The organism is Pseudomonas sp. W2Aug9 (genome assembly GCF_023127755.1).
Lineage (GTDB): Bacteria > Pseudomonadota > Gammaproteobacteria > Pseudomonadales > Pseudomonadaceae > Aquipseudomonas > Aquipseudomonas synxantha_A.
This window is the reverse complement of record NZ_SPKL01000037.1, coordinates 215,617-238,976: the sequence shown is the minus strand read 5'-3', so window position 1 is coordinate 238,976 and position 23,360 is coordinate 215,617. Positions and strand designations below refer to the sequence as shown.

At 59.8% G+C, this 23,360-nt stretch carries 21 protein-coding genes and 1 tRNA gene; 10 read left to right on the top strand and 12 right to left on the bottom strand.

The genetic code is table 11. The features are described 5' to 3' along the window. Positions 1–335 precede the first annotated feature (335 nt). Positions 336–899, bottom strand: coding sequence for an NAD(P)H nitroreductase (locus E3O56_RS25680; RefSeq protein WP_103734875.1), 564 nt, complete (start codon positions 897–899; stop codon positions 336–338). Between the two features lie 139 nt (positions 900–1,038). Between E3O56_RS25680 and E3O56_RS25675 the strand changes: the two genes are divergently transcribed. From E3O56_RS25675 to E3O56_RS25665, 3 genes are read left to right on the top strand one after another with little or no spacing between them, the layout of a single operon-like run. Further along, positions 1,039–2,478, top strand: a complete 1,440-nt coding sequence (locus E3O56_RS25675) for a di-heme oxidoredictase family protein (RefSeq protein WP_248129165.1) — start codon at positions 1,039–1,041, stop codon at positions 2,476–2,478. A gap of 31 nt (positions 2,479–2,509) precedes the next feature. Beyond that, complete coding sequence (locus E3O56_RS25670; RefSeq protein ID WP_005791021.1) at positions 2,510–3,574, top strand: imelysin family protein; 1,065 nt, start codon at positions 2,510–2,512, stop codon at positions 3,572–3,574. A 2-nt stretch (positions 3,575–3,576) separates the two neighbouring features. Next, the gene (locus tag E3O56_RS25665; RefSeq protein ID WP_103734876.1) at positions 3,577–4,674 is read left to right on the top strand and encodes a DUF1513 domain-containing protein; all 1,098 of its coding nucleotides are present in this window, start codon (positions 3,577–3,579) and stop codon (positions 4,672–4,674) included. Positions 4,675–4,776: 102 nt separating this feature from the next. On the opposite strand, the gene E3O56_RS25660 is transcribed toward E3O56_RS25665, so the two are convergent. From E3O56_RS25660 to colR, 5 genes are all read right to left on the bottom strand, one after another. After that, a complete protein-coding gene (locus tag E3O56_RS25660; protein ID WP_005791025.1) occupies positions 4,777–5,004 on the bottom strand; it encodes a hypothetical protein in 228 nt (75 codons plus the stop codon). Next, positions 5,001–5,720 (bottom strand): lipopolysaccharide kinase InaA family protein, encoded by a 720-nt coding sequence (locus tag E3O56_RS25655; RefSeq protein ID WP_005791027.1) that lies wholly within the window; start codon positions 5,718–5,720, stop codon positions 5,001–5,003. The genes E3O56_RS25660 and E3O56_RS25655 overlap by 4 nt, the downstream gene beginning before the upstream one ends. A gap of 3 nt (positions 5,721–5,723) precedes the next feature. Next, positions 5,724–6,404, bottom strand: coding sequence for a class I SAM-dependent methyltransferase (locus tag E3O56_RS25650; RefSeq protein WP_005791029.1), 681 nt, complete (start codon positions 6,402–6,404; stop codon positions 5,724–5,726). Positions 6,405–6,592: 188 nt separating this feature from the next. Beyond that, on the bottom strand, positions 6,593–7,873 hold the full coding sequence (locus E3O56_RS25645; RefSeq protein ID WP_103734877.1) for a HAMP domain-containing sensor histidine kinase: 1,281 nt from the start codon (positions 7,871–7,873) through the stop codon (positions 6,593–6,595). Continuing rightward, positions 7,863–8,546 carry a two-component system response regulator ColR gene (colR, locus tag E3O56_RS25640; protein ID WP_003175870.1) on the bottom strand — a complete coding sequence of 228 codons (684 nt, stop codon included), beginning with the start codon at positions 8,544–8,546 and terminating at the stop codon, positions 7,863–7,865. The genes E3O56_RS25645 and colR overlap by 11 nt, the downstream gene beginning before the upstream one ends. Positions 8,547–8,746: 200 nt before the next feature. On the opposite strand from colR, the gene E3O56_RS25635 reads away from it, so the two are divergent. Continuing rightward, the gene (locus tag E3O56_RS25635) at positions 8,747–10,696 is read left to right on the top strand and encodes an LTA synthase family protein (protein ID WP_248129164.1); all 1,950 of its coding nucleotides are present in this window, start codon (positions 8,747–8,749) and stop codon (positions 10,694–10,696) included. A 50-nt stretch (positions 10,697–10,746) separates the two neighbouring features. After that, positions 10,747–11,472 carry a phosphatase PAP2 family protein gene (locus tag E3O56_RS25630; protein WP_248129163.1) on the top strand — a complete coding sequence of 242 codons (726 nt, stop codon included), beginning with the start codon at positions 10,747–10,749 and terminating at the stop codon, positions 11,470–11,472. Between the two features lie 624 nt (positions 11,473–12,096). On the opposite strand, the gene groL is transcribed toward E3O56_RS25630, so the two are convergent. From groL to E3O56_RS25605, 5 genes are all read right to left on the bottom strand, one after another. Further along, a complete protein-coding gene (groL, locus tag E3O56_RS25625) occupies positions 12,097–13,743 on the bottom strand; it encodes a chaperonin GroEL (protein ID WP_005791041.1) in 1,647 nt (548 codons plus the stop codon). A gap of 50 nt (positions 13,744–13,793) precedes the next feature. Further along, positions 13,794–14,087 (bottom strand): co-chaperone GroES, encoded by a 294-nt coding sequence (locus E3O56_RS25620; RefSeq protein ID WP_003193940.1) that lies wholly within the window; start codon positions 14,085–14,087, stop codon positions 13,794–13,796. Between the two features lie 250 nt (positions 14,088–14,337). Then, entirely contained in the window at positions 14,338–14,814 is a 477-nt protein-coding gene (locus tag E3O56_RS25615; protein ID WP_032879654.1) for an FxsA family protein, read from the bottom strand. A gap of 66 nt (positions 14,815–14,880) precedes the next feature. Beyond that, positions 14,881–15,612: a HugZ family protein gene (locus E3O56_RS25610; RefSeq protein WP_148852649.1), complete on the bottom strand. Its 732-nt coding sequence runs from the start codon at positions 15,610–15,612 to the stop codon at positions 14,881–14,883. 103 nt (positions 15,613–15,715) lie between these two features. Continuing rightward, positions 15,716–16,723, bottom strand: coding sequence for a DUF481 domain-containing protein (locus tag E3O56_RS25605; protein WP_032879652.1), 1,008 nt, complete (start codon positions 16,721–16,723; stop codon positions 15,716–15,718). Positions 16,724–16,917: 194 nt separating this feature from the next. Here E3O56_RS25605 and E3O56_RS25600 point away from each other — a divergent pair, with 194 nt between their 5' ends. The 4 genes from E3O56_RS25600 to E3O56_RS25585 all read left to right on the top strand — a co-directional run bounded on the left by E3O56_RS25600 (position 16,918) and on the right by E3O56_RS25585 (position 21,695). Beyond that, positions 16,918–17,232, top strand: a complete 315-nt coding sequence (locus tag E3O56_RS25600; protein ID WP_050549437.1) for an MGMT family protein — start codon at positions 16,918–16,920, stop codon at positions 17,230–17,232. 43 nt (positions 17,233–17,275) lie between these two features. Then, positions 17,276–18,808: an AmpG family muropeptide MFS transporter gene (locus E3O56_RS25595; protein ID WP_005791052.1), complete on the top strand. Its 1,533-nt coding sequence runs from the start codon at positions 17,276–17,278 to the stop codon at positions 18,806–18,808. Positions 18,809–19,005: 197 nt separating this feature from the next. Then, positions 19,006–20,721 carry a proline--tRNA ligase gene (locus E3O56_RS25590; RefSeq protein WP_005791054.1) on the top strand — a complete coding sequence of 572 codons (1,716 nt, stop codon included), beginning with the start codon at positions 19,006–19,008 and terminating at the stop codon, positions 20,719–20,721. A 20-nt stretch (positions 20,722–20,741) separates the two neighbouring features. Continuing rightward, positions 20,742–21,695 carry a hypothetical protein gene (locus E3O56_RS25585; RefSeq protein WP_032879651.1) on the top strand — a complete coding sequence of 318 codons (954 nt, stop codon included), beginning with the start codon at positions 20,742–20,744 and terminating at the stop codon, positions 21,693–21,695. An 81-nt stretch (positions 21,696–21,776) separates the two neighbouring features. On the opposite strand, the gene dinB is transcribed toward E3O56_RS25585, so the two are convergent. Further along, positions 21,777–22,835 (bottom strand): DNA polymerase IV, encoded by a 1,059-nt coding sequence (gene dinB / locus E3O56_RS25580; RefSeq protein ID WP_005791058.1) that lies wholly within the window; start codon positions 22,833–22,835, stop codon positions 21,777–21,779. Between the two features lie 278 nt (positions 22,836–23,113). Between dinB and E3O56_RS25575 the strand changes: the two genes are divergently transcribed. Next, a tRNA-Met gene (locus tag E3O56_RS25575) sits at positions 23,114–23,190 on the top strand. Positions 23,191–23,360: the final 170 nt, after the last annotated feature.

Sequence of the window (23,360 nt, the reverse complement as noted above, 5' to 3'; positions counted from 1 at the left end):
CGCCCCGTTAAACCACGCTGGCCGAACGCAGGCTTGAATCCGTGGGTAACCCGGCAGGACGCCGGGTTAGCCGCACTGGGCCAGGGATGGCCCATTGCGGCGGCCCACGGATTCAAGCCTTCGTTCGGGCACACCGAGCCTAGGCGAGGTGCCGAGTGGTGGGGCGAGGACCTTTTGCTTACTTTTGGCTGGGCCGGCATTCCGGTCCTTCCAAAAGTGAGCCGCTGTAAGAGCGGAACCCTAAGTGGCCGTTACCGCAGCAATGGATATGTACTCGCCCCCCCAACATCCTAGTTAGCTGTCAAGCCCCCTCCCACATTTTGACCGCACACCGCTTAGCGTCCGCTCCAGGCCTGGACAAACGGCGTCAGGTCTTCCTTCGGCGCCGTACGCGGCGGGTTCTGCGGCGTGCCCAGGTAAAGGAAGCCAATCACTTCTTCACCCGCCGTCAGCCCCAAGCCTTTGGCCACATGGGCCGAGTAGGACAACTCCCCGGTCCGCCACACCGCACCAATCCCCTGGGCATACGCCGCCAGCAGGATGCCGTGGGCCGCACAGGCCGCCGCCAGCAATTGCTCGGACTTGGGCACTTTGAAGTGCTCCTGCAAACGCGCAATCACCACAACTACCAACGGCGCACGCAGCGGGCCGTTCTGCGCTTTGTCGATGACGGCTTGCGGTGCGTCGGCATCCTGCATCCGGGCGGCTTCGGCCAACAGCGTGCCCATTTGCTCACGGGCTGCGCCTTCTACGGTGAGGAAACGCCAAGGGCGCAATTGACCGTGATCGGGCGCCCGCATGGCGGCAGCGAACAACAGGTCGCGCTGCTCCTGGGTCGGTGCCGGGTCGAGTAAACGCGGCACGGAAACACGGTTGAGCAAAGCGTCGAGAGCCTGCATTGGCCACCTCCAAAAAAAATGTGTGGTCATTCTAGCGGGAAAGAATCGCGATGCCACCAAACGATAATTGCTCTTATTCAAACCGCCCGGCCCTGTTAGACTTTGCGACCAGATTTTGCCCCCTCGTCCAGGAATCTCGATGTTCCGTTCGCTTTCCTACCTGTCTGCGGCGTTGCTGGCTCTATGCCTGACTGCTTGCGACGACGCCCCTCGCTTCACCAAGGCCGAGCCGGGTGAATCGCGATCCGGTGGCGCGACAACGGTAAACAAGCGCGACCAGAACGCCTTTTCCCTGCCCTCGGCCAACCTGGCACCCAGCCGTCGCCTGGATTTCAGCGTCGGTAACAGCTTCTTTCGCAACCCCTGGGTGATCGCGCCGGCCACCACCACGGCACGGGATGGCCTGGGCCCGCTGTTCAATACCAACGCCTGCCAGAACTGCCATATCAAGGACGGCCGTGGCCACCCGCCACTGCCTGATGCGCCCAATGCCGTGTCGATGCTGGTACGCCTCTCAATTCCTCTCTCCATTACAGAGCAGCCCCCCTACGCCAAGCTGATCGAACAGCTCGGCGCGGTACCCGAGCCGGTGTATGGCGGGCAGTTGCAAGACATGTCCGTGCCGGGCGTCGTTCCGGAAGGCAAGGTGCGGGTCGACTACAGCCCTGTCCAGGTCAGCTTCAAGGACGGCACCGTCCTCGAACTGCGCAAACCCGACCTGAAAATTACCCAGCTCGGCTACGGCCCGATGCACCCCGACACACGCTTCTCGGCACGCATCGCGCCGCCGATGATCGGCCTGGGCCTGCTCGAAGCAATCAGCGACGCCGATATCCTGCGCAACACCGACCCCAAGACCGCCGACAAAGACGCCATCGTCGGCCGCGCCAATTGGGTCTGGGATGACGCCCAGCATAAAACCGTACTCGGGCGTTTTGGCTGGAAAGCCGGGCAACCCAACCTCAACCAACAAAATGTTCACGCGTTTTCGGGTGATATGGGCCTCACGACCTCCCTGAGACCCTTTGATGACTGCACCGACGCCCAAGTGGCGTGCAAGCAGGCGCCAAACGGCAATGGCCCTGACGGCGAGCCGGAAGTCAGCGACAACATCCTGCGCCTGGTACTGTTTTACACCCGCAACCTCGCGGTGCCTGCACGCCGAGACGTCAACACGCCTCAAGTGTTGGCCGGCAAGAACCTGTTCTACGAGGCCGGTTGCCAGGGCTGTCACAAGCCGACATTCACCACGGCCGCCAACGCCGCCGAACCCGAGCTGGCCAACCAGGTGATACGCCCCTACAGCGACCTGTTGTTGCACGATATGGGCGAAGGCCTGGCCGACAACCGTACCGAATTCAACGCCACTGGCCGTGAGTGGCGCACCCCGCCGCTGTGGGGCATTGGCCTGACGCAAACCGTCAGTGGTCACACCCAGTTCTTGCATGACGGCCGCGCCCGCAACCTGCTTGAGGCCGTGCTGTGGCACGGCGGGCAAGCACAAGCGGCACAGCAACATGTGTTGTCATTTAACGCCGAACAGCGGGCCGCGTTGCTGGCGTTCCTGAATTCTTTATAAGCTTCGCCCCACTCACAGAAGGGAGCTCGACATGTTTCGTCCCAAGTTGTTGTTCACCAGCCTCGCCGCCCTTGCCCTGGGCGCGTGCTCGCCCCAGGACCCGCAAGCGGTGACCTCGGCGGCTATCGCCAAGCAGGTGATCCTGCCGACCTACAGCCGCTGGGTTGAAGCCGACCGCCAGTTGGCCGTAAGCGCCCTGGCCTACTGCCAGGGCAAGGAAAGCCTGGACACTGCCCGCGCCGACTTCCTGCACGCACAAAAAGCCTGGGCCGAGTTGCAACCGTTGCTGATCGGCCCACTGGCCGAAGGCAACCGCGCCTGGCAGGTGCAGTTCTGGCCGGACAAGAAGAACCTGGTGGGCCGCCAGGTCGAGCAATTGGTCAGCGCCCAACCACAGATCGATGCGGCCGCCCTGGCCAAATCGAGCGTGGTGGTGCAGGGCCTGTCGGCCTACGAATACATCCTCTACGACGCCAAGCCCGACGTTGCCGACGAAACCCAGAAAGCCCGCTACTGCCCGCTGCTGATGGCCATCGGCGAGCGTCAGAAAGCCCTGGCTGAAGAGATCCTCGCCAGCTGGAACAGCACTGACGGTATGCTCGCGCAGATGACCAAGTTTCCGAACCAGCGCTACGCTGATTCCCACGAAGCCATCGCCGATCTGCTGCGCGTGCAGGTGACCGCGCTGGACACCCTGAAGAAAAAACTCGGCACGCCGATGGGTCGCCAGACCAAGGGCATCCCGCAACCCTTCCAGGCCGATGCATGGCGCAGCCAGTCCTCCCTGCAAAGCCTGGAGGCCAGCCTCGCCGCCGCCCAGACCGTATGGGTCGGTGTCGACAACAAAGGCCTGCGCGGCCTGCTGCCGAGCGATCAGAAGCCGTTGGCCGAGAAGATCGATGCCGCCTATGCTGCGTCCCTGAAACTGTTCGCCAGCAACCAGCGCTCCCTCAACGAACTGTTGAACGATGACGCCGGGCGCCAGCAACTCAACGATATCTACGACAGCCTCAATGTGGTCCATCGCCTTCACGAGGGCGAGCTGGCCAAAGCATTGGGCGTCCAACTGGGCTTCAACGCCAACGATGGTGACTGATGATGCTCAGGCGACAGGCTTTGGCGCTGGGTAGCGTGCTGCTCAGCGCCCTCACGTTGGGCGGCTGGACGCTGTTCAAAGGCAAAGACAAGGGGCCGCTGCTGCTCTCGGCACGCGATGATGCCGACGGCAAGCACTACGCTGTCGGCTATCGCCTGGACGGCAAGCCCGTCTTTGCCACCCAGGTCGGCCAGCGCTGTCACGACATCATCAACCACCCCACACTGCCAATTGCGTTGTTCGTCGCCCGTCGTCCGGGCACCGAGAGCTACCTGATCGACCTGCGCGATGGCACGCTGCTGCAAACCATCACCTCAAAGGCCAACCGGCACTTTTACGGCCATGCGGTGATCCACAAGAGCGGCGACTGGCTGTACGCCACCGAGAACGACACCTCCGATCCCGGTCGTGGGTTGTTGGGTGTGTATAAGTTCGAAGGCGAGCGGCTGGTACACAGCGGCGAGATTTCCACCCACGGCATCGGCCCGCACCAGGTCTCCTGGATGCCCGACGGCGAAACCCTGGTGGTGGCCAACGGCGGCATTCGCACCGAAGCCGAAAGCCGCGTGGAGATGAACCTCAACGCCATGGAACCGAGCCTGGTGCTGATGCAGCGCGATGGCACCTTGATCAGCAAGGAAACGTTGGGCCAGCAAATGAACAGCGTGCGCCATATGGGGATCGCCAGCGATGGCACCATCCTCACCGGGCAGCAGTTCATGGGGCCGTCCCAGGAGCGTTCCGAGTTGCTCGCAATCAAGCGCCCGGGCCAGCCTTTTATAGCGTTCCCGGTAGCCGATGAGCAACTGCAAGCGATGGGGCACTACACCGCCAGCGTGGCGGTGCACAGCGAACTGCGCCTGGTAGCGCTCACGGCGCCGCGTGGCAATCGTTTCTTCATCTGGGATATGGACAGCGCCGAGCTGCGCCTGGATGGGCCGTTGCCCGACTGCGCCGGTGTGGGTGCAGTGGCGGACGGGTTTGTGGTTACGTCGGGACAGGGACGTTGCCGCTTCTATGATTGTCGTCAGGAACGACTGATGGCCAAGCCATTGGAATTACCGGCGGGGTTTTGGGATAACCACCTGCACCTGATCTGAAAACTGCCCCTCTGCAGGAGCGAGCTTGCTCCTACCGTTAAAGCGTCAGGCGTAAAAAAAGGGCCTCGCATCGCAAGGCCCTTTCCAGGAGTTTTACTCGTTTCAACTTTGCGGCCTCATTGCTTGAGACATCCCGAACATGAATAGCAGCAAATCATGATCAGGCCTGGCCGCCACACTTGCCTTGGCAATCCGCGGCAGCAGGCATTGCCCGCCACCGTCTACCGCACTGAGCACTTGTGTGCGAGGTTGTTCCCACGCTGCCAGGGCAAGGGCTGAAATGCCCAACGCCCCGACCAAAAACAAACCTCGTGCTATTTCTAGCTTCATCTGGTTAAACCCTTGATAGCGCTGCCAAACGCCGTCTCGTAAAAGTAGCTGAGTTTTTTCCAGTCGGTATCGTTCCACGACGAATGGCGGCGCAATTGCAGCATGTCATGGGACGCCGCCCGATAAGCGGTCAAACGCTGGCGACATTTTTCAAAGTCCAGCAGGGCCACTTCCACAATCGCCGCATCAGGCTCACCGGTTACCCGCACGAAAATGTGCTTGATATACAAGCAACCGTGCTGCCAGCGACCCTTGTGCATACGGGCCAGGGTGCCGGCCAGCTCCTGGAGCAAACGCTCGTGGACCGCCTCGCCGTACTGCTCACGGCCACCGGCGGCGTACCAGTTTTCGATCTCGTCGAAACCGTCCAATGACGCGGTCACCAACAGGGCTTTCCATTGATGCTCCGGGTCGCGTCGCGCCTCGCAAAACACCAACTCCGGAACGCGCACATCCAGCAAACGCAGGCCCTTCAAGGCATCACGCTCACGCAGCACCGTCGGACGCCCGAATGGATGCAACCAACTGCGGTAGATGTGCCCGGTCTGACGCTTGCAATACAGCAAACGCCCATTAGGGCTGACCACTCGCTGCACACCACTTTCACCGCCACGCCGGCGATTGGGTTCTTCGACCCACTCACCCTTCTGGCGCCAGAAATAATCAAACCGCTCCTCGGGAGCTACATGACTGCCTGCTACGCACTCAACTGCCATCTGTTACCTCTTGCGCAATACATACACTCGCCACATGGCGTAGAGCGGTATGAAGTCCAGGGACTCCTGAACACGGAAACCGGCCTGCTCGAATTCTGCCTCGACAGTAGCAGCCGGTAACACAAACCGGTTTTGGTAACCTTCCTGCTCACCTCTTTTGCGACGACGTACTTCGCTGCGCTTGCGCTTCCAGGCCTTGAAATTGCCGTCCACCCACAGCGAAATAATCACGCTGTCACGGGTAACTCGCTGAAACTCACGCAGTATTGTCAGCCTGTGCTCCGCTTCACCGATGTGGTGCATCAAGCGCATGCAGAAAATACTGTCGACGGAGTTATCTGGCAAATCGATATCAAAGGCAGATGTCTGCAAAGGGCGTACCCGTTTCACCACCTCCGCCGGTTGCGCGGTGGTGGCGATCTTCAACATCGACGCCGAATTGTCAGCCCCGATAATCACACGGTTGGGTTTTTCGGCCAGCAACGGCCAGAAACGTCCAGCGCCACATGGCAGGTCCAGCACCAGGCCCGGCTCACCGGCCATGGCCAGTGCACCACGCGCCAGTTGCTCGTCGCGTTTGTGGGACAACCGGCGAGCCAGATTGTCCTGATGTTTGAGCAAATATTGTTGCGCGTGTTGATCGTCGTACTTTTCGGAAAATTCCAACTTGATCGGGGAAGGCATCGTACGTCTCCGGTAACTGATGCCTGCAACCTTAAGCAGTTAAACGTAATCAACAGGTCAACTCATTGTGAAAATCTTGTCCTGTCCAACTGCATACATTTCAAGACTTTACAGAAACATTCAGTAGCATCGGGCCATCTTCGCTGAAAAGCAGGCAGTCTGCATCCGCAAAACGACAGACTGAACGGTCAGCTTTTGACCTGGCTCAGCTCCACATGAAAACGGCAGCCATTGGGCTCCATCGTCGTCAGGCTCACGCTCCAGCCCTGGCTCTCGCAGATCCGTTGCACCAGCGACAGGCCGAGCCCCAGCCCCTCGCCACGGTTCTCACTGCCGCGCACAAAAGGCTCGAACATCGCTTCGCGCTTGTCTTCAGGAATGCCCACGCCAGAGTCCTCCACCACAAAACCACTCGGCTCCAGCGTGAGGCGGATAAACCCTTGCTCGGTGTAATGCAGTGCATTGCGCAACAGGTTACCCATCACTGCGTGCAGGAACGTGGTGTTGTAGCGAGTATCCAGAGGATTGCCAGGGCAGTAGATCAACTCAAGGCCTTTTTGCTCGATGGGCCCACGCCAGATCCCAAGCAAATCTTCGGCGACCTGCGTCAGGTTGACCTGAGCCGACATGGCAGCATCATCGTGTTTGGCGCGGGCCAGCATCAGGAAGGTCTGCACCAGTTCACGCATTTCCTCACAGGCCCGCGCGATTCGCTGGACCTGGTTACGGCCGCGTTGATCGATGGCGGGGTTTTCCAGCAGCAGCTCACAGGAGCTGGCCAACACCATCAAGGGCGTGCGCAACTCATGGCTTACATCACTGGTAAACAACTGCTCACGGGACAACGCTTGCCGCAGGCGCCCCAGCGTGGCATCGAACGCCACCGCCAGCTCGCCCACTTCATCGGCTGCATAATCCGGTGCCAAGGGCGGCGCCAGCCCTAATAACTGGTCACGATGCCGCACCTGGCGAGCCAGGCGCACTACCGGCGCCATCACCTTGCGGGCCAGCACCCAGCCGAGGAACACCGCCAGCGCCAGGCTGAGCACGAACCCCACCAGCACCACGGCAAACAGCACGCGCTCGCGCTCTTCAAAATCGCTTTGATCCTGCAACAACACATAACGCCGACCGTCGATCACCTCGACCATGGCGTGGTACGACAGAGACTCGCGAAATACTTCGTGGAAGCCCGGATCCAGATGCCGAAGATCCTTGGGCAGCTCGAAATCGCCTTGCCCGCCGCTGAAGTAAAACAACTGGTCCGGCTCCGGCCGATGTCGCCAGTCTTCCATGCTGTCCATCAACAGCAGGCGTTGCAGGTCACCGCCCAGGCCCGCCGAGATCAGCTTCTCTTCCACCAGGTGCACCGTCGCAACGATCCCCATGGCGAAGGCCCCCGCCACCAACGCACTCATCAAGGCAAAGGCGATGATGATCCGTTGGGCAAGGCTTTGTCTAAACTCCATCACGTCCCTCGGCCAAGCGATAACCCACCCCGTGCACCGTTTGCAGCAACGGCTTGGCAAAGGGCTTATCGATCACCTGGCGCAATTGGTGAACGTGGCTGCGCAGGCTGTCGCTGTCCGGGCAGTCATCGCCCCACAGGGCTTCTTCGAGAATTTCCCGGCGTAGCACGTGCGGGCTCTTCTGCATCAGCACTGCCAGCAGTTTCAGGCCGACGGGGTTGAGCTTGAGCAGGCGCCCTTCGCGGGTGACTTCCAAGGTATCGAGATCGTAGCTCAGGTCACCCACCTGCAGGGCGCGGCGGCCACCACCCTGGGCACGCCGCAACACCGCCTCGATCCGCGCGGCCAGTTCCGACAAGGCAAATGGCTTGAGCAGGTAATCATCAGCCCCGGACTTGAAGCCTTGCAGGCGGTCATCCAGTTGATCGCGTGCGGTGAGCATGATCACCGGCGTATCGCGCCGTGCGTCTTCGCGCAGGCGTTTGCACAGGGTGTAGCCATCGATGCCAGGCAGCATGATATCGAGCACGATCAGGTCGTAATGCTCGGTGGCCGCAAGGTGCAGGCCCGACAAGCCGTCCTGCGCACAGTCCACTGTGTAGCCTTTGAGCCCCAGGTAATCGGCCAGGTTGGCCAGAATATCGCGGTTGTCTTCAACCAATAAAATTCGCATGGGCAGTGTCTCCGTACGCGGTAACAGCCGTGTTGGCTCGCGCAGCTTAAGGCCAAGCGGGGCTCAGGGATAGAGCTGAAAGGCCCACTGATGAGGGTTTTCAACTGATTACAGGGACAAACGAGTTTTTCACTATAGCTTCACAAACAGACCACAGTGTCAGGGTGAAGATCGCGCCCATCGATCTAAGGAACCTGGACATGGGCTTTCTCAAAACAGCGCCAATGCGCTATTTGCTGTTGATAACCGCTGCCTGGTTATTGGTTTTCCTGCTCACTCGCAGCGTGTTGCTCGTGACTCACCTGAATGAAGTGGGCGGCAACTTGCTGCCGGTGTTTGGCGTGGGTCTGGTCTACGACCTGGGCTTCCTCGCCTATGCGGCCTTGCCGCTGGGCTTGTATTTGCTGCTCTGCCCACCCGCACTGTGGCGCCGCCGCGGCCACCGCTGGTTCTTGCAGGCGCTGCTGACAATCAGCCTGTTCGCCATGCTGTTCACCTCGGTGGCCGAATGGCTGTTCTGGGATGAGTTTGGGGTGCGCTTCAACTTTATTGCGGTCGACTATCTGGTGTATTCCGATGAGGTGCTGAACAACCTGCTGGAGTCTTACCCGATCGGCAAGCTGCTGAGCCTGCTGGCAATGCTGGCGATCCTCATGAGCCTGGCCCTGCGTAAACCCTTCAATGCCGCCATGGCGGCACCGTTGCCGACACTGCGTGGCCGTTTGGTCAATGCCCTGGGCCTGTTGGTGGTCGCCGGCCTCAGCCTGCAACTGATCAGCCAGGACAGCCCGCGTACCCAGGGCGGTAACGCTTACAAGAACGAACTGGCCAGCAACGGCCCTTATCAATTCTTCGCTGCGTTCCGCAATAACGAATTGGACTACACCCAGTTCTATCAGAGCCTGCCCACTGACATGGTCGCTCGGCAACTGCGCGCCGAACTCAGCGAGCCCAATGCGCGCTTTATCGACCCGGACCCACTGGATATTCGCCGCGCCATCACCAACCCGGGCACACTGCGCAAGCCCAACATCGTGCTGGTCACCATCGAAAGCTTCAGCGCCAAGTACATGGGCAGCAACGGCGATCAACGCAACCTCACGCCCAACCTGGATGCGTTGCGCAAACAAAGCCTGTACTTCAATAACTTCTATGCCACCGGTACCCGAACCGACCGGGGCCTGGAAGCCATTACCCTGGCGATCCCACCCACGCCAGGCCGCTCGATCGTCAAGCGCATCGGTCGTGAAAGCGGGTTCGCGAGCCTCGGCCAACAACTCACGGCCATCGGTTACGACAGCGTGTTTGTCTACGGCGGTCGCGGTTACTTCGACAATATGAACGCGTTTTTCAGCGGCAACGGGTATCGGGTCGTGGACCAAAGCAGCGTGCCCGAGTCAGAAATCTCGTTCAAAAATGCCTGGGGCATGGCCGACGAAGACCTGTTCAAACAGACGCTTAAACTGGCCGACGCCGACTACGCCAAGCAACAGCCGTTCTTACTGCAACTGATGACGACTTCCAACCATCGCCCCTATACCTACCCGGATAGGCGCATCGATATCAAATCCGGCAAGGGTCGCGATGGTGCAGTGAAATACACCGACTACGCCATCAACCAGTTCCTTGAAGCTGCACGCCAGAAACCCTGGTTCGACAACACCATTTTTGTGTTCGTCGCCGACCACACGGCCGGCAGCGCAGGCAAGGAAGACCTGCCGATCACCAACTACCAGATCCCGTTGTTTATCTATGCACCCAAGCTGATCGACGCACGGGAGTCCGCGCAACTGGCCAGCCAGATCGATCTTGCGCCGACCTTGCTGGGCCTGATCAACCTCAGCTACGAGTCGACGTTCTTCGGCCGTAATCTGTTGCAAGACAACCCGCTGCCACCGCGAGTCGTGGTGGGCAACTACCAGCATCTGGGCTTGTTTGACGGCAAGGACCTGGCAATCCTCAGCCCGCGCCAAGGCTTGCGTCGCCATGACCAGGCCCTTGGAGAAAGCCAGGAGTTGCGCGTCGGCAGCGATGACCCATTGATCCAGCGGGCAATTACCTACTATCAGGCCGCCAGCTACGACTACAAACAGCAACTGCTGAGCTGGAAAGCGCTCAAGGAAGAGGCTCCAGTCTTAAGCAAACGCTAATCAAAAAGCCCCGTGCAGGTGAGCACGGGGCTTTCTCACCAAGGTTCGTGATGAAATCCCCCTCTTCTTTACCGGTTTCCAAACCGCTCAATTTCTGGCTGTGCCTGGGCCTGCCTGCCGGCGCCGCAGTGGTCTTGCTGTTGCTGGAACTGACCTCATTGGACATGGACCTGGCCAGGCGCTTCTACAGCGCGGAGGCTGGCGGCTTCATCGGCCGCTATAGCTTCTTCCTTGAAGACATCCTGCATGATCGGGCCAAGCAACTGGTGATCCTGTTTTCGGTACTAGCGATCCTGGGGCTGGTCGGCAGCTTCATTCTGCAACGACTCAAGCCGTACCGCCGCGAACTGGTGTGCCTGGTACTCTCCCTGGGATTGGCGACGGCCTTCGTGGCACCTTTGAAAACCATCACCGCCGTGCAATGCCCCTGGAGTCTCAAAGAGTTCGGCGGCCAGGAAACCTACAGCGAACTGCTCAGCCCGCGCCCACCTACCGATAAACCTGGCCGCTGTTGGCCCGGCGGACATGCAGCCACCGGTTTTGCCTTGTTCGCCTGGTTCTTCGCGCTGAGGGATCGGCGACCACGACTGGCGCGCAACGCGTTCATTTTTGCCGTCAGCCTGGGCAGCGTCTTCTCCGTCAGCCGTATGCTGCAAGGGGCACACTTTTTTTCCCACAACGTGTGGACAGCGATTTTTTGCTGGCTGATTTGCCTGGGTTTGTATTGCTTGTTGCTGTACCGGCCTTCACGGCAAGCCGTAATGCCGATCAGTTAAGCGAATGCAATGCTCAACGCAACGAAGATTCCGTGTAGGAGCGGGCTTGCCTGCGAAAGCCAACGGTAACCACGATGCGAAGCGAGCCGCTCTTGATCTTGATCTGCTTTTGATCTTGGGCGCCCCGTTAAACCACGCTGGCCGGAATTCGACAGGGATTTGGGGGGTAAACCGGCAGGGATGCCGGTTTAGCCGCCCCGCGCCATGGATGGCGCGTGGCGGCGGCCCCCCAAATCCCTGGCGGATTACGGGCACACCGAGCCTGGGCGAAGTGCCGAGTGGTGGGGCAAGAGCGTTGCTTACTTTGGCCTGGGCCGGCATCCCGGCTTTTGCAAAGTGAGCCGCCGTCAGGGCGGAACCCTAAGTGGCCGTTACCGCAGGAATGGATATGTACTCGGTATAACTGTGTCGGCTGGCAGGCCGCCATCGGGAGCAAGCCCCCTCCCACATTGGGACCGAGGGGTGTCAGGTAGATAGGCGTCGGCTGTCAGGCCGCCAGCGGGAGCAAGCTCCCTCGCCACAGGTCCAGTGTCCTACCGAAGTTGAGTAGATACAGCCGCTCACAAAAAAGCCCCGCCTGCATCACTGCAGGCGGGGCTTTTTATAGCGCCGGGTAAGGCTGGCTTACATCATGCCGCCCATGCCACCCATGCCGCCCATGTCTGGCATACCGCCGCCAGCTGCGCCTTCAGCCTTCGGCTTGTCAGCGATGGCAGCTTCGGTAGTCAGGATCAGGCCACCGATGGAGGCTGCTGCCTGCAGCGCGGAACGGGTCACCTTGGTAGGGTCCAGGATGCCCATTTCGATCATGTCGCCATAGACGCCAGTCGCAGCGTTGTAACCGTAGTTACCTTTGCCGTTCTTGACTTCGTTGACCACAACGCTTGGCTCGTCGCCGGAGTTGGCAGCGATCTGACGCAGCGGTGCTTCAACGGCACGACGCAGCACAGCGATACCAACGTTCTGATCGGCATTGTCGCCGGTCAGGTTGGTCAGGGCTTCCAGAGCACGGATCAGCGCAACGCCACCGCCAGGTACCACGCCTTCTTCAACGGCTGCACGGGTTGCGTGCAGGGCGTCTTCAACGCGGGCCTTCTTCTCTTTCATTTCAACTTCGGAGCCAGCGCCAACCTTGATCACTGCAACGCCGCCGGACAGCTTGGCCAGACGCTCTTGCAGTTTTTCACGGTCGTAGTCCGAGGAGGTTTCGGCAACCTGGGCACGGATCTGCGCGATACGGGACTCGATGTCGCCTTCAACGCCAGCACCGTCAACGATGATGGTGTTTTCCTTGGAGATGGTCACGCGCTTGGCGCTGCCCAGGTTTTCCAGGGTGGCGCTTTCCAGGCTCAGGCCGATCTCTTCGGAGATAACGGTACCGCCAGTCAATACGGCGATGTCCTGCAGCATGGCCTTGCGACGGTCGCCGAAGCCTGGAGCCTTGACGGCTGCAACCTTGACGATGCCACGCATGTTGTTCACAACCAGGGTCGCCAGGGCTTCGCCTTCAACGTCTTCGGAAACGATCAGCAATGGGCGGCCGGCTTTGGCAACGGCTTCCAGTACTGGCAGCATTTCGCGAATGTTGGAGATCTTTTTGTCGACCAGCAGAATCAGCGGGTTGTCCAGCTCGGCAACCATGGTCTCTGGCTTGTTGACGAAGTACGGGGACAGGTAGCCACGGTCGAACTGCATGCCTTCTACAACCGACAGTTCGTTTTCCAGGCCCGAGCCTTCTTCAACGGTGATCACGCCTTCTTTACCGACTTTTTCCATGGCTTCGGCAATGATGTCACCGATGGAGCTGTCGGAGTTGGCGGAGATGGTGCCGACCTGAGCGATGGCCTTGGTGTCAGCGCATGGCTTGGACAGGTTTTTCAGCTCGGCAACAATGGCGATGGTCGCCTTGTCGATACCACGCTTGAGGTCCATAGGGTTCATGCCGGCAGCGACGGCCTTGTAGCCCTCGTTGACGATCGCCTGAGCCAGTACGGTAGCGGTGGTGGTGCCGTCGCCTGCGTCGTCGTTGGCACGGGAGGCAACGTCTTTGACCAGCTGCGCGCCCATGTTCTCGAAACGGTCTTCCAGTTCGATTTCTTTGGCGACGGAAACGCCGTCCTTGGTGATGGTCGGAGCGCCGAAGCTCTTCTCGATGATCACGTTACGGCCTTTCGGGCCCAGGGTCGCTTTTACTGCGTCAGCCAGGACGTTGACACCGGTGAGCATTTTCTTGCGGGCGGAGTCGCCGAATTTAACTTCTTTAGCAGCCATGATCGATATTCCTTAAATACTTTGTAGTAACGGGAAAATGAGCGAGGAAATCAGTCTTCCAGTACGGCGAGAATTTCGTTCTCAGCCATGACCAGCAGGTCTTCGCCGTCGACTTTCACAGTGTTGCTGCCGGAGTAAGGGCCGAAAACAACCTTGTCACCCACTTTCACGGCCAGTGCGCGTACATCACCGTTCTCCAGGGTCTTGCCTGGGCCAGCAGCGACGATCACACCGTGGTTGGCTTTTTCAGCAGCCGAACCTGGCAGAACGATCCCGCCAGCGGTTTTCTTTTCTTCTTCGCTGCGACGGATTACGACGCGGTCGTGCAGAGGACGAAGCTTCATTGTCGATCTCTCCTAATTGTGTTTTTCATCGGCCGGTATCAATTCCGGCGGGTTAAATTCCGGCGGTGCCGGTCGCGGCTCGCTGGGCGAGACGCGGAAGTCTGTCTGATGTCACCACCAGAAACCTTGCGGTGACCGTTACATAAGGGCGCATACGCTTATTACAAGGGGGCCGGGAGGAAATTTTTTCTCAGATTGCTCGCCGGGCCAATGCAACACGGCACCCGAAGGTGCCGTGCCAGTGAAGCAGTTATTTGTTGTCGCGGTGTTCGAACTCGCCTTCGATCACGTCGCCTTCACGCCCCAGCGGTTGACGCGGGGCCGGGCCGCCACGGGGTTGCAGGTCGTCGGCAAACGCGCGTTGGCGAATCGCCGCTTCTTCGGCGCGCTGGCGCATCTTGCCGGCCAGCAGTTTGCGGGTAAACGGCAGCAGCAGGACCAGGCCGAGCACGTCGCTGATAAAGCCCGGCAGGATCAGCAGGCCACCGGCCAGGGCCATCATCAGGCCCTCAAGCATGGTCTGGGCCGGCAGTTCGCCGCGGTTCAGGCTTTCACGGGCACGCAACGCCGTGGCCAGGCCGGCCACGCGCAGCACCAGGACGCCGAGCATGGAGCCTGCGATGATCAGCAGCAGCGCCGGGAAAAACCCGATCGCACCGCTGACTTTGACGAATACGAACAGCTCCAACACCGGGAACAGCAGAAAGAGCAATAAAAAAGGGCGCATCAAATGGTTCCTCAACGCAAGAATGCCTTGCCAGTTCACCTTAGATGACGTCGCCATTGTGTGAATTCAAGCGTCGGCAGTGGTTTTTTTCGGCCACACCGCGGCGTGAGCCAATGAAACCAGGGCCTCGCGTACTTGTGTCGGTGTGTTGCAAGGCGTCTCGAAAGGCAACCAATGCAAGCTTTGGCCAATACGCAGGTGCATGCCTTCGCTGTCGATGCCGGCCAACTGCGCAGGCTCGCCAGTCGGCAAACCGCTGAGGTCGACGTAATGGGCGATGGCCTTGGTGTGATCGCTGTTCATGTGCTCGATCATGCTGCGCTCGGCCTTGCCGGCGAACGGATTGGCCAGGGTCAACTGGTCGACCCAGTGAATCGCGCCAAACCCACCGATATAACGGTGGCGCACCGGCTTGAGCACCCAGAAATCGAAATCGTGGGCCTTGTGGTAGTTGGCCGAATCGGGGAAGTAGCGGTAGTAACGCTCGGCGGCCGCTTCAATGGCCGCGCCGTCTTCCAGTTTCTCGGCCTCGGCCAGGTAGGTCAGACGCCCCACGGCCTGCACATCATCAGCCTCGCGCTCACCCACCAGCAATGAGCACTTGGGGTCTTTTTGCAGGTTATGGGTGTGCTGGGCGATGCGGCTGATCAGGATCAGCGGACGGCCCTGCTCATCGAGGCAGTAGGGCACGACCGAGCCGAAGGGAAAACCGGGCATGGCTTTTGACTGTGTGGCCAAAGCCCCACGGTATTCCTTGAGCAACAGCTCTCGGGCGTTCTTGGCAACGTGCGCGCTCAACGTATGACTCCTCGGGTGTTCCGCCGCCCATGGCATATGGGAATGGATCTCAAAACAAGGTAATCAATATCCGCGCAGGTTGCCAGAGTGGCCGACGCAGCTTTTACCAGGCCACACCAAAGCCTGCGGTGTAGCGAGTCTTGCTCAGGCTGCTCTCGGAACTGCCGCTGACCTCGTTGCGCTCGGCCTTCAAGTTGAGCGAGGCCCACTCGGTAACCTTGTAGCGCAGGCCCATTTCCGCATCCAGGGAATACTCGGACGGCCCGGCAAGGGGTTTGCCCAATTCGCCGTTGGTGAAGAACTCGACGGTCTTGCCCACCAGGTAGCGGTTGTAGTTCCACTTCATGGCCAGGGAATAGAAGTTGTCCTTGCCGCCGTCGGCGTATTCGTAATCGGTGCGGTTGACCAGCGAACCGAGGGAGAACGCGCCCAGTTCATCGTCCCAGAACTGATAGCCCGGGCCGGTACCGACAACGCGCTGACGGGCCAGGTCTTCGACCTTGTCGCGCTTGTAGGTCAGGCGGCCCTGCCAGAACCAGTGCTCGGTGATGAAGCGGTCCAGGTTGTACTCCAGCGCCCAGTTATCGGTGGTGGTAACGTCGTCCTGGAACTCGCGGTTGTATTCGCCCTTGCCCGTATGACGCCATTGGCCATGACGGGCCGAGGTCTTGAAGTCGATGTCGTAATCGTTGGTGTCTTTGTCGGCACGCTTGTAGTCCAGCGCCAGGTCGACGTTGCCCTTCCACACCAGGTCTTCGATCACTGGCTTGGGCTTCATGATCTGTTGGATGCTTGCCAGGTCGACCGTCTTGGGTGCCTCGCCATTGGCCAGCACCACCTTGCCGTCATCTGACGCCTGCAACGACTTGGCCTTTTCGCCGCTGTAGGCGTCCTGCTTGACCAGCAACTCCTGATCGCTTTCCAGGGTCTTGACCTGCTTCCAATCCACCGGGATCGAGCCTGCGTAGGTGGTTTGGATCAGCAGTTTGCCACCGTCGAAGACTTTGATCTTGCCGGTCAGCCGGTCGCCGTTTTTCAACCAGACGGTATCGGCGAGCAAGGGCGTGGAAGCACTGAAAACAGCAAGGCACAACAGGGTTCTGGACAACATAAGCAGATACGGGGCTCAGGGGTGGCAAAAAATAGGGGCGTTATAGTGTTACATGGCTAGAACTGACTCAAGGATTTATATTGAGTTCAATGCTCATCGTCATGTTTACAGACGTTTCTGACAAAACCGCGACGATCTCAACGGATATCCCCATAGTGAAGCCACCTGCCGATACGCCGCAAAGCCCCGCCGAAATGCGGCGTACCGCGCTGTACCTGACCTTGTCGCAAGTGCCCGAAGGCTGTGTGGTGAGCTACGGCGAGCTGGCTCACCTGGCGGGTCTGGGCCGTGCCGCCCGATGGGTCGGGCGCACCCTGAGCCAGTTGCCCGAAGACACCCGATTACCCTGGCATCGGGTGTTGGGCGCCGGTGGTCGGATAAGTCTGCCGGCGGGCAGCGCCTCAGGCGACGAACAACGTGCGCGTTTGCGTAGCGAAGGCGTCACTATCTTGAACAATCGTGTTGATATTCAGCGCCATGGCTGGCGTCCGGTAGAGCACAGCGGTTAGAGTGCGCGCTTTGTTTCCGCAAACCTGAGGCAGACTCCAGCCCATGCCCCGTAAAACCTGGCGCGCCGCGCTCGCCGCCTATGCCAGCCCCTCGACATTAGTGCTGTTGTTGCTCGGCTTCGCCGCCGGCATGCCTTACATGTTGGTGTTCTCGACGCTTTCAGTGTGGCTGCGTGAAGCCGGTGTGGCTCGCGAGACCATCGGCTATGCAAGCCTGATCGGCCTGGCCTACGCCTTTAAATGGGTCTGGTCGCCGCTGCTCGATCAATGGCGCTTGCCGTTGCTCGGTAAACTGGGGCGTCGTCGCTCCTGGCTGGTGCTGGCCCAATCGCTGGTGATCCTCGGATTGATCGGCATGGGTTTTTGTGACCCGCAAAAACACCTGTCCTGGTTGATCGCCATCGCGGTGATCGTCGCCTTCGCGTCGGCCACCCAAGATATCGCCGTGGATGCCTACCGCCTGGAAATCGCCGACGACAGCCGCCAGGCCGCCCTGGCCGCGAGCTACATGTCCGGCTACCGCATCGCTGCCCTGCTGGCCACCGCCGGCGCGCTGTTCTTTGCCGAAGGCTTTGGCTCCACCGGCTTCAACTATAAACACTCGGCCTGGACCGGCACCTATGTGCTGTTCGGCGTGTTGATGGTGCCGGCGTTGCTCACCACCTTCCTCATGCGTGAACCTGATGTACCACTGCGCACCCAGTTGCAGGCCGGCCGCTACAGTTTCATGCACCAGTTGGTGTCGGTGTTTGTGCTGATCGTGCTGTTGGTCTCGGTGCCGGCGATGTTCACCCAGCTGTACAACACCGACTTCGCCAGCGTGCTGTTCCAGGGCGTGAGCCTGTGGGAACTGCTGATGGAAGACCGCGCGTTCCTGCGCGCCATCCTTTATATCATCCTCACCACCCTGTGCCTTTCGGCCATGGGCCGTCGGGGCCTGGCGCCGGTGCTGACGCCGGTCAACGACTTTATCCTGCGCTATCGTTGGCAGGCGCTGCTGCTGCTCGGGCTGATTGCCACGTATCGCATGTCCGACACGGTGATGGGCGTGATGGCCAACGTGTTCTATATCGACCAGGGTTTCACCAAGGACCAGATCGCCGGAGTGAGCAAGATCTTCGGCTTGATCATGACCCTGCTCGGCGCCGGCATGGGCGGCCTGTTGATTGTGCGGTTCGGGATCCTGCCGATCCTGTTCATCGGTGGCGTGGCCTCGGCCGGTACCAACCTTTTGTTCGTGATGCTCGCCGACATGGGCCCCGACCTGCAGATGCTGATCGTCACCATTTCCCTGGACAACTTCAGTTCGGGCATGGCCACCTCGGCGTTCGTGGCATACCTGTCGAGCCTGACCAACCTCAAGTTCTCCGCTACCCAATATGCGTTGCTCAGCTCGATCATGCTGTTGCTGCCACGCCTGATTGGCGGGTATTCGGGGGTGATGGTGGAGAAGTTCGGTTATCACAACTTCTTTATGATTACTTGCCTGCTGGGGGTGCCGACGCTGCTCCTGATTGCATTGCACTGGTTCCAGGAGAACCGGCGCGCCCGGTTGAATCCGCCGCAGGAAGACTGATACGACTCGGTCAATGTGGGAGCTGGCTTGCCTGCGATAGCGATGGTGAACCCAACGCCGCTATCGCAGGCAAGCCAGCTCCCACACAAGCGACGGTTACGACAGATACGCCCCGCCACCTCACGCCTGTACTCCTGCAGCAACCGCCCGTACAATCCCAAGTCATTTCAAGTCCAAGCAACCGACAACGGCCTACCATGCGTACCAGTCAATATTTGCTCGCCACACAGAAAGAAACGCCTTCCGACGCGGTTGTGATCAGCCATCAGCTGATGCTGCGCGCCGGCATGATCCGCAAACTGGCCTCGGGCCTGTACACCTGGTTGCCCATGGGCTTGAAGGTGATGCGCAAGGTCGAAGCCATCGTTCGCGAAGAAATGAACGCTGCCGGCTCTCTGGAAGTGTTGATGCCGAGCACCCAACCGGCTGAGTTGTGGCAGGAATCCGGGCGCTGGGAAGAGTACGGCCCTGAGTTGCTGCGCTTCAAGGACCGTCATGGCCGCGATTTCTGCGCCGGCCCGACCCATGAAGAAGTCATCACCGACCTGATGCGCAACGAGTTGAGCAGCTATAAACAGTTGCCGCTGAACCTGTATCAGATCCAGACCAAATTCCGCGATGAAATCCGCCCGCGCTTCGGCTTGATGCGTGGTCGCGAATTCATCATGAAGGACGCCTATTCGTTCCACGCCGACCAGGCTTCCCTGCAAGCGACCTACGACCGCATGCACCAGGCCTACTGCAATGTATTCACGCGCCTGGGCCTGAAGTTCCGCCCGGTTGAAGCGGACAACGGCTCCATCGGCGGTGCCGGCTCCCACGAATTCCACGTGCTGGCCGAGTCCGGTGAAGACGATATCGTGTTCAGCAACGGTTCCGACTACGCGGCGAACATCGAGAAGGCCGAAGCCATACCACGTGAAACCTCGCGCCCTGCTCCCACCGAGGAGCTGCGCCTGGTCGACACGCCTGACACCAAAACCATCGCGGCCCTGGTGGAGAAATTCAATCTGCCGATTGAAAAGACCATCAAGACCCTGATCGTGCGCGCTGAAGAAGAAGGCAAGCTGATCGCCCTGGTGATCCGTGGCGACCACGAGCTCAACGAAATCAAGGCCGCCAACCAGCCAGGCGTAGCCAGCCCGCTGGTCATGGCCACCGATGCCGAACTGCGCGACGCCATTGGTGCCGGTGCCGGTTCCCTAGGCCCGCTGAACCTGCCGCTGCCGATCATCATCGACCGTTCCGTCGAGCTGATGAGCGACTTCGGTATCGGCGCGAACATCGACGACAAGCACTACTTCGGCGTGAACTGGGAGCGTGACCTGCCGGTTCCGACCGTGGCCGACCTGCGCAACGTCGTAGCCGGTGACCCAAGCCCGGATGGCAAGGGCACCCTGGAAATCAAGCGCGGCATCGAAGTCGGGCACATCTTCCAGCTGGGCAACAAGTACAGCAAGGCGATGAAGTGCGAAGTGCTGGGCGAGAACGGCAAGCCGATCACCCTGGACATGGGCTGCTACGGCATTGGTGTTTCCCGCGTGGTCGCCGCTGCCATCGAGCAGAACAACGACGAGAAAGGCATCATCTGGAGTGACGCTTTGGCGCCGTTCCAGGTGGCCCTGGTGCCGTTGCGCTATGAAACCGAGCAAGTACGCGAAGCCACCGACAAGCTGTACGCTGAACTGACCGCTGCCGGTTTTGAAGTGCTGCTCGATGACCGGGACAAGAAAACCAGCCCGGGCATCAAGTTCGCCGACATGGAACTGATTGGCATCCCGCACCGGATCGTGGTCAGTGACCGTGGCCTGGCCGATGGCAATCTGGAATACAAGAGCCGGACCGAAGCGCAAGCCCAACCGTTGCCGGTGGCTGACGTGCTGTCTTTCCTTCAGGCGCGTATTCGTCGCTGAAAACCAGATCAAGAGAAGTCATGTTCAAGCGAAACACCAAAGCCCTGGGGGGTGCCGCCTTGTGCGGCGCCCTGCTGGTCAGCGGCTGCGCCAATCAGATGTCGCAACGCAGTGAGCACGAGGAGCGGGTCGAGCGTAAATTGCTCGATCACAGCCTGCAGATCGATGTAGGCGAACCCAAAGTGCTGGAGCTGCCGCAACGCCGGGTTCGCATTCATGAGCAGAAGACCTTCGAGGTCACCGAATTCGAAGTCACCCGTCGTTACGATCGCTACACGCCCTACCAGCCCTGGCGCAAACTCTATGAGATGCCGCTGGGTGCCGTGGCGTTGGTGGCGGGCGTGGGTGCCAACGTGGCGAATATCTTCGCCCTCGGCAACCTGCCCACGAGTGTGACGCGAGACTGGCTGAGCTATGGCGTGGACGGCATCAACCCGTTCATGAACGTGCAATCCCATGGCCGTGCGCAACAGAACCTGGCAGCTATCGATGAAGTCCAGCGCGACAAGCGCCTGGAGTATTCGAGCCTGCCGTGGAGCGAGCGCCCGGTACAAGTCACTGCCGGCAAGCAGACCCATGAGCTGACCACCGACCGCAACGGCATCCTGCGCCTGAACCTGCTGGACAGCCCGTTTGCCGAGCAGGACCTGAACCGCGTCACGACCTTGAAGATCAGCGTGGCAGATGGTCAGGACGATGTGCACACAGACTCGACCCTGGCGGTCAGCAACGGCCTGCGTGGCAAATTGCTGGAAGCCCATGCCTTGATCTACGACGACCTGGAAGATGACGAAGTGAACCAATGGGTGCACCGCGTCAAGCGCCTGTCGGAACTGGGCCTGGAAGAAGAAGCCAGCGAACTGGAACAAAGCCTGATCGAGCTGACCCGCAATGATCCGGAATTGCAGCAGGAGTTTGTGCAGGCACTGACCAAGGATGCGGGGCGGTTGGTCGCAGATCCTGGCGCACGCTGAAATCTGCAGCCTGTTGGAGATCAAATGTGGGAGCAAGCCCCCTCCCACACTTGAGTCTCCCACACTCTCTAATCCCGGTTTCTACCAGGAAAATTCGAGCTGTTCGTTACCGCCGCTCAGGTCCAGCAACCGCACCCCAATCCCCAACAAACGCACCGGCTTGCCCCCGCGATTAAACGCCTGGGTCAGCAACTGCTGATAACTCTCCAGATCCCGCCCTGCCCCCGCCTGCTCCAGCGTCGTCTGGGTAAAGTCATGAAACTTCACTTTGACGAACGGCTTGCCCGCCCGGTAGCTGCTGTCGATGCGCGCCATACGCCCCGCGAGGGTTTCCATCAATTCGGGAAGTTTAGCCAGGCAGCTTGAAAGATCCGGCAAGTCCACATCGTAGGTGTTTTCTACGCTGATGGACTGTCGACGACTGTCGTTTTGCACCACGCGATCATCAATCCCACGGGCCAGGCTCCAGAGTCGTTCGCCAAAACTGCCGAATTCGCGCACCAGCGCCAGTTTGTTCCACTCGCGCAGCTGCAAGCAGTCTTCGATGCCCAGGCGCGCGAGCTTATCGGCGGTGACCTTGCCAACGCCGTGCAGCTTGCTGACCCGCAGCTGCGAGACAAAGTCTTCGACCTGGTCCGGGGTAATCACGAACAGGCCGTTGGGCTTCTTCCAGTCGCTGGCAATCTTGGCCAGGAACTTGTTCGGCGCCACGCCGGCAGACACGGTGATATGCAACTGGTTGGAAACGCGCCGGCGAATGTCCTGGGCAATGCGCGTGGCACTGCCGCCAAAATGCGGGCTGTCGGAGACGTCGAGGTAGGCTTCATCCAGCGACAACGGCTCGATCAAGTCGGTGTAGTCGCGAAAGATCGTCTGGATTTCCTTCGATGCTTCTTTATAGGCATCCATGCGCGGCTTGACGATGGTCAGGTCGGGGCACAGCTTCAAGGCGTGACGCGACGACATCGCAGAACGAACTCCATACGCACGCGCTTCGTAGTTGCAGGTAGCGATAACCCCTCGCCGATCCGCCGAGCCGCCCACAGCCAAGGGCTTTTGCGCCAGGCTCGGGTCGTCACGCATCTCGATGGCGGCGTAGAAGCAATCACAGTCGACGTGGATGATTTTGCGCTGCGTCATATAAACGGGGTGTGAACCAACGGGTGGGCAGTATCGCATCCACACCTGTATATAGCACCAGTAGTTTGATTCTTCCTTCCAAGTGGTAGGAAGTTTCCCCGATGAATTTATTTTCTCAATCGAATTCAGGCTTCCGATAGAGCTGAAAGCCTCAGCCTGACTGGCCCGAAGCGCTTCACGAGCCCGCCTTGGAGAGCTAACCGATTGAACCACAAGCGCTTTTGTTTGATTTACAGGTTGACACACACGCGTTCCTCTGTAGAATGCCGACACACAGACGCGGGATGGAGCAGTCTGGTAGCTCGTCGGGCTCATAACCCGAAGGTCGTCGGTTCAAATCCGGCTCCCGCAACCAAACATCAAAAAAGGCTACTCGAAAGAGTGGCCTTTTTTGTGCGTGCCTGTTTTTCACCCACTGCTTCTGCAAAATGCGGCCAAGGCCTTGATTTCAGAATAATTAGCGCTTATTTGCACCATCGGCTCATTAACGGTTGACACCTCGCCGCTTGGCTGTAGAATGCCGCC